At 69.6% G+C, this 12,819-nt stretch carries 13 protein-coding genes; 7 read left to right on the plus strand and 6 right to left on the minus strand.

From position 1 onward, the window contains the following. Positions 1–67: 67 nt before the first annotated feature. Positions 68–1,252 (plus strand): glycine cleavage system aminomethyltransferase GcvT, encoded by a 1,185-nt coding sequence (locus C472_RS10905; RefSeq protein WP_006629893.1) that lies wholly within the window; start codon positions 68–70, stop codon positions 1,250–1,252. Between the two features lie 26 nt (positions 1,253–1,278). On the opposite strand, the gene moaC is transcribed toward C472_RS10905, so the two are convergent. Both moaC and C472_RS10915 read right to left on the minus strand, forming a co-directional pair. Then, on the minus strand, positions 1,279–1,842 hold the full coding sequence (moaC, locus tag C472_RS10910; RefSeq protein ID WP_006629894.1) for a cyclic pyranopterin monophosphate synthase MoaC: 564 nt from the start codon (positions 1,840–1,842) through the stop codon (positions 1,279–1,281). Next, positions 1,835–3,319 (minus strand): bifunctional ADP-dependent NAD(P)H-hydrate dehydratase/NAD(P)H-hydrate epimerase, encoded by a 1,485-nt coding sequence (locus tag C472_RS10915; RefSeq protein WP_006629895.1) that lies wholly within the window; start codon positions 3,317–3,319, stop codon positions 1,835–1,837. The genes moaC and C472_RS10915 overlap by 8 nt, the downstream gene beginning before the upstream one ends. Before the next feature lie 318 nt (positions 3,320–3,637). Here C472_RS10915 and C472_RS10920 point away from each other — a divergent pair, with 318 nt between their 5' ends. The 3 genes from C472_RS10920 (at position 3,638) to C472_RS10930 (ending at position 6,961) form a co-directional block, all read left to right on the plus strand. Continuing rightward, on the plus strand, positions 3,638–4,702 hold the full coding sequence (locus C472_RS10920; protein WP_006629896.1) for a glycosyltransferase: 1,065 nt from the start codon (positions 3,638–3,640) through the stop codon (positions 4,700–4,702). Then, positions 4,702–6,420, plus strand: coding sequence for a DUF2070 family protein (locus C472_RS10925; protein ID WP_006629897.1), 1,719 nt, complete (start codon positions 4,702–4,704; stop codon positions 6,418–6,420). The genes C472_RS10920 and C472_RS10925 overlap by 1 nt, the downstream gene beginning before the upstream one ends. A 64-nt stretch (positions 6,421–6,484) precedes the next feature. After that, the gene (locus C472_RS10930; protein WP_006629898.1) at positions 6,485–6,961 is read left to right on the plus strand and encodes a hypothetical protein; all 477 of its coding nucleotides are present in this window, start codon (positions 6,485–6,487) and stop codon (positions 6,959–6,961) included. Positions 6,962–7,086: 125 nt separating this feature from the next. Here C472_RS10930 and C472_RS10935 read toward each other — a convergent pair whose 3' ends face one another. Beyond that, entirely contained in the window at positions 7,087–8,115 is a 1,029-nt protein-coding gene (locus C472_RS10935) for an outer membrane protein assembly factor BamB family protein (protein WP_006629899.1), read from the minus strand. 278 nt (positions 8,116–8,393) lie between these two features. After that, a complete protein-coding gene (locus C472_RS10940) occupies positions 8,394–9,407 on the minus strand; it encodes a lysylphosphatidylglycerol synthase transmembrane domain-containing protein (protein WP_006629900.1) in 1,014 nt (337 codons plus the stop codon). Between the two features lie 247 nt (positions 9,408–9,654). On the opposite strand from C472_RS10940, the gene C472_RS10945 reads away from it, so the two are divergent. From C472_RS10945 to C472_RS10955, 3 genes are read left to right on the plus strand one after another with little or no spacing between them, the layout of a single operon-like run. Beyond that, a complete protein-coding gene (locus C472_RS10945; protein ID WP_006629901.1) occupies positions 9,655–10,521 on the plus strand; it encodes a hypothetical protein in 867 nt (288 codons plus the stop codon). Between the two features lie 37 nt (positions 10,522–10,558). Then, a complete protein-coding gene (locus C472_RS10950) occupies positions 10,559–11,593 on the plus strand; it encodes a glycosyltransferase family 4 protein (RefSeq protein WP_006629902.1) in 1,035 nt (344 codons plus the stop codon). 32 nt (positions 11,594–11,625) lie between these two features. Continuing rightward, positions 11,626–11,823: a hypothetical protein gene (locus C472_RS10955; protein WP_006629903.1), complete on the plus strand. Its 198-nt coding sequence runs from the start codon at positions 11,626–11,628 to the stop codon at positions 11,821–11,823. Positions 11,824–12,005: 182 nt separating this feature from the next. Here C472_RS10955 and C472_RS10960 read toward each other — a convergent pair whose 3' ends face one another. Both C472_RS10960 and C472_RS10965 read right to left on the minus strand, forming a co-directional pair. Next, entirely contained in the window at positions 12,006–12,407 is a 402-nt protein-coding gene (locus C472_RS10960) for a PIN domain-containing protein (RefSeq protein ID WP_006629904.1), read from the minus strand. 3 nt (positions 12,408–12,410) lie between these two features. Next, positions 12,411–12,677, minus strand: a complete 267-nt coding sequence (locus C472_RS10965) for an AbrB/MazE/SpoVT family DNA-binding domain-containing protein (RefSeq protein ID WP_006629905.1) — start codon at positions 12,675–12,677, stop codon at positions 12,411–12,413. Positions 12,678–12,819: the final 142 nt, after the last annotated feature.

A 12,819-nucleotide genomic window follows, 5' to 3' on the forward strand; every position in this document is an offset into this window, starting at 1 on the left:
GCCGCCGCCTCCGCCCGCGGACCGCCGATGTCACAACACCTTAGGTCCGTCCGAGAGAGGTTCGCGTATGACCGATCGCCTCCCTCCGCTCCACGGGGCCCACGACGCGCGCGGCGCGAAGTTCACCGACTTCGGCGGCTGGCAGATGCCCGTCGAGTTCGACTCCATTCAGACGGAACACGCCGCGGTCCGCGAGTCTGTCGGCGTCTTCGACGTCTCGCACATGGGCGAGATCGAGGTCGCCGGCCCGGACGCGACCCTCCTGATGAACCGCCTCACGACCAACGACGTGAGCGCGCTCGACCCCGGCGACTCCCAGTACGCGGCGATCACGAACGAGGAGGGCGTGATGCTCGACGACACGGTCGTCTACCGGCTCCCCGACGGGACCGCGGCCGGCGAGGCGGCCGCGTCGCTCGCGGAGTTCGAGGAGGCCCACGACGGCGACCTCGACGCGCCCAGCGGCGACCCCGCGTACCTGTTCGTGCCGAACGCGGGCCACGACGGGCAGACGTACGACCGGTGGGTCGACCACCGCGACGAGTGGGGGCTCGACGCGACCGTCGCCAACGTCACCGACGACTGGGCGATGCTCGCGGTACAGGGGCGGGACGCGGCCGACGCCCTCGACGAGGCGACCCCCCGCGACCGCGTCGTCGACCTCTCGAAGTTCGAGGCGACGACTGCGGCGGTCGCCGGCGTCGAGAGCTGGGTCGCGCGCACCGGTTACACCGGCGAGGACGGCTTCGAGGTGATGTGTCCCGCCGGCTCCGTCGAGGCCGTGTGGGACGGGTTCGTCGACGGTCCCGACCCGGCGCAGCCGTGCGGCCTCGGCGCGCGCGACACGCTGCGCACGGAGATGGGCTTCCTGCTGTCCGGACAGGACTTCGACCCCGAGAACGAGCCGCGCACCCCGTACGAGGCGCGGATCGGCTTCGTCGTCAAACTCGACACGGAGTTCGTCGGCCGCGACGCGCTGGAGGCCCAGAAGGAGGAGGGCGTCACGGAGCGGTTCGTCGGTGTGCGGCTGCTCGAACGCGGCGTGCCGCGGGGCGGCTACGCGGTCACCGACGGGGACCTCACCCGCGTCGGGAAGCTGACCTCCGGGACGATGAGCCCGACCCTCGACGAGCCGATCGGTCTCGGCTACCTCCACGAGTCGTACGCCGACGCCGGGGCCGAGGTGAGCGTCGTCGTGCGCGGCGACGAGAAACGCGCCGAGGTCGTGATCCCGCCGTTCCTCGACCGGTAGGACCGCTGCCGTCGGCCTGATCGCGGCTACTCGCCGACCGTCTCCTTCCGCTTCTCGACGACCGCCACGTCCGCGATCCGGGTGTTCGGGTACCCGCCGTCGGCGTCCTTTTCGGCGGCCTTCACCATGTCCCAGACCGTGTTGAGACCGGTCGTCACCCCCTCCAACGCCTCCATCTCGCACCCGGTCTTCCCGGTGGTCTCGACCGCGACGGTCAGTTCGATCCGGTCGTCGCCGACCGAGAACTCCGTGTCGACGTTCGTGATCGGGATCTGGTGGCACATCGGGATCGTCTCCCACGTGTGTTTCACGGCCTGAACCGCGCCGATCCGCGCGGTGGCGAGCACGTCGCCCTTCTCGACCGCGTCCGCCTCGACCGCCGCGACCGTCTCCGGCGTCAGCCGGATCTCGCCGCGGGCGACCGCGCGGCGGCTGCTGTCGGGCTTGTCCCCGACGTCGACCATCTGAACGTCGCCGTCGGCGGTCGTGTGCGTCAGTTCGTCGCCGTCGGCGGTCGTGTGCGTCAGCGCGTCGCCGTCGACGGACCCCTTTCTCCCGCCGGTACCGCCCTCGCGTCCCTCGTCACTCATTACGCATCGCCTCCGGCAGCCGGTCGGGTAAGTCCGTCGCCACCAGTCCGGTCCCGTTCGCGTCCGCGGCGGCGTCGCCCGCGCGTCCGACGGCGTACGCGCCGACCGCGGCCGCCCGGAAGGGGTCTGTCACGGCCGCCAGCGCGCCGACCGTCCCCGCCAGCACGTCGCCGGTTCCCCCGACCGTCATCCCCGGGTTCCCCGTCCGGTTCAGCCGGACGTCGTCACCGTCGGAGACCACGTCGACCGCGCCCTTCACGAGCAGCGCGTGGCCGAGGTCGGCCGCGAACTCGCGGACCAGTTCGGCGCGCTCGTCGGGGTCCGCCGCCGTCGCGCCCCCCATGCCGACGAGTTCGCCCTGATGCGGCGTACAGATCAGGTCGGCGTCGGTGTCGACCTCGGGGACGACGCCGAGCGCGTCGGCGTCGACGACCGCGTGTCCCGCGTAGCCCGTCAGGAACTCGCGGACGAACGCCTCGGTCCCGTCGCCGTCTCCGAGTCCCGGGCCGAGGACGACGACGTCGCTCCCGGCCGCGAGCGACGCGATCCGCTCCGCGTGCGAGGGGCCCACGCGGTCGCCGGGGAGCGGCCGGACGATGAGGTTCGGCGAGAAGCCTTGGACCTCGCTCGCGACCGATCCGGGACAGGCCACGCGGACGAGGTCAGCGCCGGCACGGAGCGCGGCGAGCGCGGACAGGGTCGGCGCGCCCGCGTACGGCCCGCCGCCGACCACGAGAACCTCGCCGTTGTCCCCCTTGTGCGAGTCCGGGTCGCGGTCGAGTCCGAGGAGGTCCCCCGGGCCGACGTACCGCTCCGCCGCGGCCGGGATCCCGATGTCGGCGACGGTGACGGTCGCGTCGAGCGCGCTCAGTCCGGGCTTCTCGTCGTGGAACGTCACCACGCGGTCGGCGTTCACGGCGACCGCGTCCCCTCCGGCGTCGACCGCGACCGAGTCCGGTCCGCCGGTCGGGTGGCCCGTGTCGGCGTCGACGCCGGAGGGAACGTCGACCGCGACCACCGTCGCGTCGCTCGCGTTGATCGCCTCGGCCGCCGTGCGTTCCGGCTCGCGGAGTCCGCCCGAGACGCCGGACCCGAGCATCGCGTCGACGACGACGTCGGGCGAGCCGTCGCTCGTTCCACCGAGGTCGAGGTCGGCCGAGTCCGTCACCGTCTCGGTCGGGATCTCGGCCCGTTCGAGCGCCGCCCAGTTCTCCCGGGCGATGTCGGTCCGGATCGTCTCCGGGCGACCGAGCAGGTGGACCGTCGCATCGTACGCCTTCAGGAACCGCGCCGCGACGAGGGCGTCGCCGCCGTTGTTCCCGCGGCCGCAGACCAGCGCGACGGCCGCGCCCGGGTCCGCGGCGGCGCGCACCTCGCGGGCGACCGCGTTGCCGGACGACTCCATCAGCTGTTTGCGGGGCACGCCGAGCGCGGCCGCGTTGGCGTCGACGGCCGCCATCCGGTCGGTCGTGATCATGGCCGGCGGTTCGAGCGCCCGGGGATTAAGCGGGCGGGTTCGACGACCCCCAGAGGCCCGGATTCGACGGCCTCGCCGTCAGGACGCGCGACGGGAGCGAACCACGCCGTCCGCCGTGGCCTCCGGCGAGGCCGGAAATGAAAATGTTGAAGCGGTCAGGTAGTGAACTCGGCAGGTAACCGTGGTATCGGCACTACTCGTCGGCGCGGCCGCCTCCGGAACACCCTCCGCGGCCGACGCGCCTGTTGCCGTCCCTCCACACCGACTCAGCCGCGACGGCCGCGGCCGACCGCGACCGCTCGACCCCCAGACGCCATCATGAACATCGGCTTCTTCACCGACAGCTACTTCCCCGGGATCGACGGCGTCACCTACACCATTCAGGCGTGGCGCGACCGGCTCGAAGCGCGGGGTCACGACGTGTACGTCGTCTACCCCGCGAGCAGCCACGAGCCGGACGACCACGAGATCCCGGTCCCGTCGCTGCCGAACCCCTTCTACAAGCAGTACCGGCTCCCCCTTTACCGCCGCCTGTCGACGCTGCCCGACCTCGACGTGGTCCACTGTCACGGCCCGGCGTCGACCGGGCTGATGGGGCTCCGCTACGCGAAGCGGTACGGCGCGACCTCCGTGTACACCCACCACACCCCGGTCGAGGACTACTTCGTTCAGGGGTTGAAATCGGAGCGGCTCGCCGCCCTCGCCGGGCGGGCGTACGTCGCCTACGAGAACCGCTTTCTGAACGCGTTCGACTGCGTCACGGCCTCGACCTCGCGGATCCGGCGCGACGTGGATCCGTACCGACTGCCCGTGGGGATCGAGATGGACCGCTTCCGGCCCAGCGCGGACGCCCGGGTCGCGGCGCTCGCGACCGACGGCGGGCCGACCGCGGCCGACGCCCCGGTGGTCGGGTACAGCGGGCGGATGACCCACAAGAAAAACGTCGACGAGATCCTCCGGCTCGCGGAGCAGCTCTCCGATGTGCGGTTCGAACTGGTCGGCGAGGGACCGGTCCGCGCCGAACTGGAGGCGGACGCGCCCGCGAACGTCCGGTTCCACGACTTCCTGCCGCGCGAGGAGCTCCCGGACTTCTACGCCGCGCTCGACGTCTTCGTCACCGCCTCGACCTGCGACACCTTGGGGCTCTCGACGCTGGAGGCGAACGCCTGCGGCACCCCGGTCGCCGCCGCGGACGTGGCCCCGTTCGACGAGACGATCGGCCCCGAGAACGGCGCGCGGTTCGCGCTGCGCGACCTCGACGACACGGAGCGGGCGGTCCGGGACTGCCTCAGCGGCGACCGGGACACCCGGGCCGCGGTCGAGCGCTTCTCCGTGTCCGAGACGATAGACGAACTGGAATCCATCTACGGGGTGACCGCGTAGTGGGCGCGGACAACGTCGACGCCTTCCAGCGGCTCGTGTTCTCCGTGCCAGGGCTGCGGGTTCAGGCGGCGGCGCTCGTCGTCCTCAGCGCCGTCTACGGGGTCGGAACGTTCGGCGCGCTCTGGCTGTTCACGCCGCTCGCGCCCGACCCCTCCCGGATCGTCCCGGTCGCGGTGCTCGTCTTCCTGATCCCCTTCGTCGCCGCCGCCGAGCTGTTCCCCCGCGTACTCGACGGTTATCCGCGATCGTGGAGCTACTTCCTCGCGCTCACCAACCAGTTCGTCCTGTCCGTGTACGCCCTGGTGCTCTCCGGCGCGAACGACGTCGGGAACGCGTGGAGCATCATCTGGCTGAGCTTCATCACGCTGTACCTGATCAACATCCTAGTGCTCGTCGTCTCGACGGGCATCGACCGCTCCGACCGGATCCTCCTCGTGTCGCTGACGGAGCCGGGGCTGCTCATCGCGGCCTTCTACGCGCTGGGCGGCAGCGCGTTCGGCTTCTCGACGTACCGACACGTGTTCGCGTTCGCCTCGCTGCTGATCGCGGCCGGGTTCCTCGTGTTGGTCCTCGTCGTCGTCGACTACCTGATCAAGAGCAACACGGACGTCTCCGCGTTCGCGCTCACCTCCGGGCTCCTTCGGAACGACCGGGAGTCGCTCGACCTGGGCGTCGAGGCCCGCCCGTTCGTGGAGACGCTCGCGGTCGACAACGGCGACCGCCTCACCCTCGCCGCCCCGTGGGTCCACCCGGGCCCCCTCGGCGGGTTCGGCGGCGGCCAACTGAGCGGGAACCTGATCGACGCGCTCAACGGCGAGGCCCCGCCCGGAAGCGACGGCGAGGCACCGACCCGAGAGGGCGTTCGGGGCGACGACGCCGGCTTCTTCCTCCACGTCCCGTGTACGCACAAGGAGGACCTCTCGGACCCGGCGGACGCGGAGCGGATCCTCGACGCGGTCGCGGAGCCGGACCTGACCGGGCGCGCGTCGCGGCTCGTGACGGCGGACTACACCGACCGCGAGGGGTACGCCGACATCCGGTTTCACGGCCGCCGGATCGGCGAGAAGGAGGTGATCGTCCTCCACGGCGAGGGGATCGACGACTACGACACCGGGGTGTTCATGCGCGACGTCGACCACGACGAGGTGCTGCTGATCGACCAGCACAGACACGACGTCCAGAACGGCCCCGACGTGGAGATCCAGTACGGCTCCGAGCGGGCGGACCGCCTGAAGCGCGCGTTCGACGACTTCCGCGAGACGCTCGCCGAGGCCTCGCTCCACGACTACGCCGCCGGGTTCGCGCTGGCGGACTCCGACCGGCACGCGCTGGCGTTCGTCGAGGCGGTGGACGGCGAGGAGACCCTGTGGATCGGGGTCGACACGAACGGGCTCACGCCGGACGTGCGCGCGACCGCCGACGAGTACCGCGACTCCTTCGACGCCGTGATCCCCTTCTCGACGGACACGCACGCGTCGATCCACGAGCTGGCGAACGCCCGCGAGTCCGACACCGAGGCCATCGAGCGCGCCGTCGACCGCGCCGTCGCCGACGTCGCGCCCGCGACAGCCGGACTGGCGAGCCGCCGCACGGAGTCGGTGAAGCTCTTAAAAAACGACTACAACGGGCTGGTGTTCAGCGTCAACATCCTCATCCGGCTGACGATCATCGCGCTGGTGGCGCTGTACGCGCTGCTCGTGCTGTGGCTGTTCTTCTGAGGCGCGATTCGCCCCCGTCGTGGCCAACTCAATCTTTTTGTCCGCGTACCGAAATCGGAGACCCGTGTCCTCGAAAGCCCTCCTCCTCGGTACGGACCGGACCTCCGTCCGCACGCTCGGTGCCGCCGCGGTCGCCGCCGCCGTCGCGTCGGTCCTCGTCGTTCTCTCGTGGGAGCCGATCCGGACCGCTTGGCGGTATCACGTCTGGGCCGGACTCGTCGCGGTCGGTCTCGGTCTCGCGGCCCGCGCCGGCCGTCGTCGCGGCGGCCTCCTCGCGGGCTGGGGAGCCGCCTTCCTCGCGACCTGCTGGATCTTCGTGATCCCGCCGCTCGCGGCGCTCGTCCGCGGCGACGCGGTCGGCGACGGCGGGTACGCGGTGCCGCGCCCGTCCGCGGTCGGGCTGTCGCCGCGCGCAGAGCTGCTGACAGGCCTCCGAATCGGCCCGGTCGTCGCGCTCGTCGTCGCGCTCACGGCCGGGAGCGCGGCGTACGCGCTCGGCGCTGGATTCCTGCTCCGCTCGGAGCGGTCGCTCGACGCGTGACTCCTCGCCCCGCTCGGACGCCCCCGGCCCGCCGAATTTCGCCGAAGTACTCGGCGGTTGCTGGTTTCACACGTTGAATCGCAAGTTCAGCGGAGCAGTACGTGTGTTCCTCCTCGAACGGACGGTCACTCGCCGGTGAGGGCGTGAATGGCTCCGTCGGCGGTGCCGGCGTAGACGGTCCCGTCGACGACCACTACGGACGACACCCAACTACTCGCCTCGAAGCGCCACTGTTCGGTGCCGTCACCGGTAGCGAGCGCGTAGACCGTACCGTCGTTCCCCCCGAGGTAGACCGCGTCATCGGTCACTGCTGGCGAGGATCCGACGCTGTCGGCCACCTCGAACGACCACTCCTCTGTCCCCTCGTCCGCGGCGAGCGCGTAAACGGTATCGTGACCTCCGATGTAGACGGTCTCGTCCAGTACCGCCGGCGGTCCCGTCCCGACCGAGTCCATGGAATCTTCCGGCTCGAACGACCACCGCTCGGTCCCGTCGGCGGCGTCCAGCGCCCAGTTTCTTTTGCCGTGGTTGAGGTAGACCGTGCCGTCGGCCACCGCCGGCGTCGCGCTGTCCAGATAGCTGAACTCGTGGGTCCACTGTTCGGTGCCGTCAGCGGCGTCGAGCGCGTAGGCGCTGCTCCCGCCGAAGTACACGGTGCCGTCGACGACCGCCGGCGACGCGTAGGCGTTGAACCCCGTCTCGAAAGACCACCGCTCCGTGCCGTCGGTGGCGTCCAGCGCGTACAGCTGCCCCTCGCCGTCTCCGACACCCCCGACGTAGACGGTGCCGTCGACGACCGCCGGAGCCGGAGCCACCCGTTTGCCGGTCTCGAAGCGCCAGCGCTCGGTCCCGTCGCCGGCGGCCAGCGCACAGATCGTTCCGCCGCCACAGCCGACGTAGACGGTGTCGCCGACGACCGCCGGTGGCCAGCCGATCTGCCCGTCGGCCTCGACGGACCACCGTTCGGAATCGCCACTCGCGGCGAAAGCGGAAACTGTCCCGTCGTCGCTCCCGGCGTAAACGGTGTCATCGAAGACCGCAAGCGAATATCCGATCCCCTCCGGAGCCCGGACGACCCACCGTTCGGTGACCGAGTCAGTCGGGCCGCTCGTGTCCGCCGGTCCGCCCGTCCGGGCGGGGTTATAGCGGAACATCGGGACGCCGGAAGGACCCGATCTCTCAGCTCCGACCCCCGCTTCGTCGAGGCGTGAACACCCGGAGAGGCCGACTACTCCGACTGCGCCGGCCATCCGGAGGTATTCGCGTCGGGATATGGGGACACTCACAGATACACTACCTGTGTGGCATGAATAAAACCGATGAAAAACGGGCCGTCGGAGACTCGTGGCCGTACCCCGCACAGCGATCAGAACGCCCCGCCGAACCGGCAGAGCGCCCGGTAGTCACTCGCGAACTGTTCGACGGAGCCGCCCTACTCGAACGCCTTGACGCCCAGCGCCGACGCCGACGCGCCGCCGATGACCATCGGCAGCCAGTACACTGCGCCGCGGAAGACCAAGACCGCGGCGGTGATCGCCGAGGCGGCGACGCCGGTCGTGGGTACGAGCAGGCCGACGAGCGCGGCCTCGATGCCGCCGAGACCGCCGGGGAGCGGCGTCGCGCCCGCCACGTACGAGAGCGGGACGACGAAGACGGGGATCAGCGGCGAGATCGGGTGGCCGACCGCGGCGAACGCGACCGTGAGCGCGGCCGCCTGAAACAGCCACCCGACGAGCGAGAGCGCGACGATGCCGACGAGCCGTCGACGGTCGGTCCCGACGCGCTCGATGTCCGCGAAGAAGTTCCCCAGCCGGTCCGCGAGTCCGGCCTCGACCGCCTCCGCGTCGAACCGGTCGAAGCGGCCGAGGAACGGCCCGATCGCGCCGGGGACGCGGTCGACGACCGCGACGCGGTAGCGCCAGACGAGGGCGATCGCGGTGACGATCGCGGCGATCAGCGCGACCGCGCTCGCGACGGCGACGGTGACGCGGTCCCCGACGGCCGTGGTGGCCGCGTACGATCCCACACCGAGGAAGACGAGCGACACCGAGGGGACGACGTTGAGCACGTCGACGCTCGCGATCCCGACGAGTCCGGTCTCGTAGCGCGCCTCCGCGACCTTCGAGATGAGCGCGGCGGCGACCGGCTCCCCGCCCGCCTGCCCGAACGGGGTGACGTTGTTCGCGAAGGCCGCACCGCTGTACACGAGGAACGCGGTCGGGACCGACATCCCGACGTCGAGTGCGCCCAGCACGGCGCGCAGCATGAGGCTCCACGCGGCGAGCCAACAGAGCCCGAGGGCGGCGGTCGCGGCGACGAGGACCGGGTCCGCGGCCGCGAGCGCGCCCACGACCCGATCGACCCCGACGACGACGAACAGCAGCGCGAGGAGGACGACCGCGCCGACCGTCCCGAGGATCAGCGCGCGCCGTTGTGGGCCTTCCATAGGCGACGTGACGCGGAAGCGAACTTGAAACGTCTGCTTCGCGTCCGCAGACCGGCGGCCCCCCGTCGCGTCGGTCGGCGAGGGGTGGCGGTACCTCGTCGCGCCGGTCGTCGCCGAGGGCGGTCCCTCGCCGCGTCGGTCGTCGCCGACCGGCGGCCCGCCGCGGCGTCGGCTCGCTCCTCGGGGCAGGGTTCCGTGTGCGACCGAATGGGAATACATACGTACCGGCGGGCCGACGACCCACCCAATGGAAGATCAGCGGTTCCTCGAGTCGGAGTGGGACTACTGTCTGGTGCTCGACGCGTGCCGGTACGACGTGTTCGCGGACGTGTACGACGAGTACCTCGACGGGACGCTCGAAAAGCGGAAGAGCGTCGGCTCGTCGACGCCCGAGTGGGCCTACCGGACGTTCACCGGCGACCACGACATCGCGTACTTCTCCGGGAACCCCTTCATCAACGACCTCGGGATCCCGCTGAACGAGCTGAAGTGGGGCGCGAGCTGCGACTACGAGTGGACCGCCTCCGAGCACATCAGCGACATCCACGACGTCTGGAAGACCGACTGGGACGACGACCTCGGAACCGTCCTGCCGGAGGGGCTCGCGGACGCGTTCCACCGCAATCAGGACGCCGTCGAGCGCGCCGACCGCACCGTCCTCCACTACATGCAGCCGCACGCGCCATACCTCTCGCGGGGGAAGGGACAGAAGCTCAAACAGATCCAGAAGGGGATCAAACGACAGGAGGAAGAGGAGGCGAACGGCGGGAGCGACGACGACGGCGGCCTGCTCTCCTCGCTGAGCGACTCGGTCCGGCCGAAGATCGAGAGCCGGCTGGACGACAGCGAGTTCGCCCAGAAGGCGGGGCTGTGGCTCGAACTCGACCCGAAGGACCTCGTGACGGACGGCACGCGCGTCACCGCGCTGTCGATGTACGAGGAGAACCTCCGGATCGCCTTGGAGAGCGTCGCGGAACTCGTCGAGGAGCTCGACGGCGACGTGGTCGTCACCGCCGACCACGGCGAGGCGTTCGGCGAGGAGGGCGTCTGGGAACACCACATCGAGACGTACATCCCCGCGCTGATGGAGGTCCCGTGGCTCGAAGTCGAGTGAGCGCGGTCGGTCCGCGCGCTCGCGCCCGGTCACACCGATGAGGGTTAGCCACTACTTCGAGTTCGGAGAGCACGTCACGGGCGGCATCGCCGCCTCCGTCGACCACCAGCGGAAGATGCTCGACCGCGTCGAGATCGAGTACACCACGGAACCGACGCTCGACGCCGACGTCCTCCATCTCAACGTGATGGGCCCGCGCTCGGTCTGGCACGCGCGCCGCGCCCGGCAGGCGGGCGTCCCCGTGGTCGCGCACACCCACGTCACCGCCGAGGACTTCGGCGACAGCTTCCGGTTCACCAACGCGCTCGCGCGACCGCTCAAGCCGTACCTCCGGCGCGCGTACGGGCTCGCCGACCTGCTCGTCTGCCCCTCCGAGTACAACCGAGACCTGATCCGCGGGTATACGGACGTGCCGACGGCGGTGGTCTCCAACGGCGTCGACCGCGAGAAGCTGGACGGCTTCGAGTCGCTCGAAGCCGAGTACCGCGAGCGCTACGACCTGTCCCCGCCGACGGTGTTCCTCGTCGGTCACGTGATCAAGCGGAAGGGGCTAGAGACGTTCGTCGAGACGGCCCACCGGATGCCCGACGTGGACTTCGTCTGGTTCGGCCCGATAGACCGGTCGCTGAAGGGCAGAGACACCACGCGGCTCATCGACGAGGCCCCGTCGAACTGTACGTTCACGGGCTTCATCGACGACATCCGGGGCGCGTACGCCGCGGGCGACGTGTTCTGTTTCCCCACGCACGAGGAGAACGAGGGGATCGCGCTGCTGGAGGCGATGGCGGCCGAAAAGCCGGTCGTCGTCCGCGACATCGAGACGTTCTCGTGGCTGGCGGACGGCGAGGAGTGCCTGAAGGTGGGCGACCGCGACGACCGGGAGGCCGGGGCCGGCGAGCGGGGCGACCGCGCTCGCGGCGACAACGTGGAGGGGTTCGTCGAGGCCATCGACGAACTCCGCGACGCCGACCGGCGGGCGGAACTCGGCGCGAACGCCGCCGAGCGCAGCGAGGCGTTCTCGCTTTCGGCGATCGCCGAGCGTTACAGGGACCTGTACGCGGATCTCGTCTGAATATCGGCAGTATTCACTCGTAAGTAAGAGAGGTGAACGAAGAACTATTCATCCGGGTGGTCAGCAGCATCGTGACGATTGCGATTCTGCTCGTCGCGGTTACGGTGGGTGCGCTGCTGGGGGACGACCCCGACGAGATGTTCGCTTGGGGAATGGTCTGTACGGTCACGCTCTCGATGGGTGCGATCATAGCCGTCTATCGGTTCGAGGACGAGTTGGATTCGATATAGTAGAGTAGAATTCATACACGTTACAATATGAGACCGAGGCAGAACCCATTCGCAAATATCTCTGCTGTAATCCTGAGCCCGTAACAGCCCCCGTGCGATGCCGAATCTCGGAATCGGTACATCCCCGTCTGATTCGGCATCGCACGAGACGTTTCGCTGAATAGGGCGGCGTCTCTACGGAGTCACTCGGAATATGCGGATTCCAACGGCAGACGGTTGAGGCCGACGGTGTCGTAGTCCCGCTCGGTCGTAAGAACGCGCTCTTCGCCGGTCGTGACGAGTCCGGCGTGAAGCGCGTCGAACGGGGTGAGTTCGTACTCGTCGAGGAACGCCGCAGCGGCCAGAACGGCGTCCTCGTGTTCCTTCGGTACGATCGGAACCAGTTCGAGCAGATTCGTGATCGCCCGCGGCGCGTCGATCTCGTATTCGGCAGTCTCACGGTCGTAGAACAGTACCAGAACCTCCGCGTATGCGAGTATCGACGTATGGATGTCGTCGCGCTCCTCGAGGGCGCGAATTGCGGCCTCCCGAAGCCAGTCGTCGTCCTTCAAAAGCGCCGTGAGAAAGTCGGTTTCGACGTACACGCGTCACTCCCCGTCGTCCCGCGATCGGGCTTCCGCCTCCTCCCGAACCTCCCGAGAGACCGCCTCACGCGCGTCCGCCTTCAGATCGTCGGCTTCCGTCTCTCCGAAGGCGTCACCGACGGCGGCTTGGAGTCCCTCCAGCGGGTCCTCGTCGACCGGGAAGAGCGCGACGTGACTCGGGAGTTCGACGATACGATACCGATCACCGAACCGCTCCCGGACGTCTTTCGGGAGATAAATTCGCCCCCGTTCGTCCGCCGACTTTGACATGGCATATCGCGATTGTACGGGATAATTCAAAAATCTTCCCGTAAATACCGTATAATTCACGACTACTGGCGTGCCCCTATTCCGGTAGATCCCTCATTTCAGTGGCTGCTTTCCCGTACTGAACTATCGAGAGCGACGATTT

Source organism: Halorubrum tebenquichense DSM 14210 (assembly GCF_000337415.1).
In the GTDB taxonomy this organism is placed as follows: Archaea; Halobacteriota; Halobacteria; order Halobacteriales; family Haloferacaceae; genus Halorubrum; species Halorubrum tebenquichense.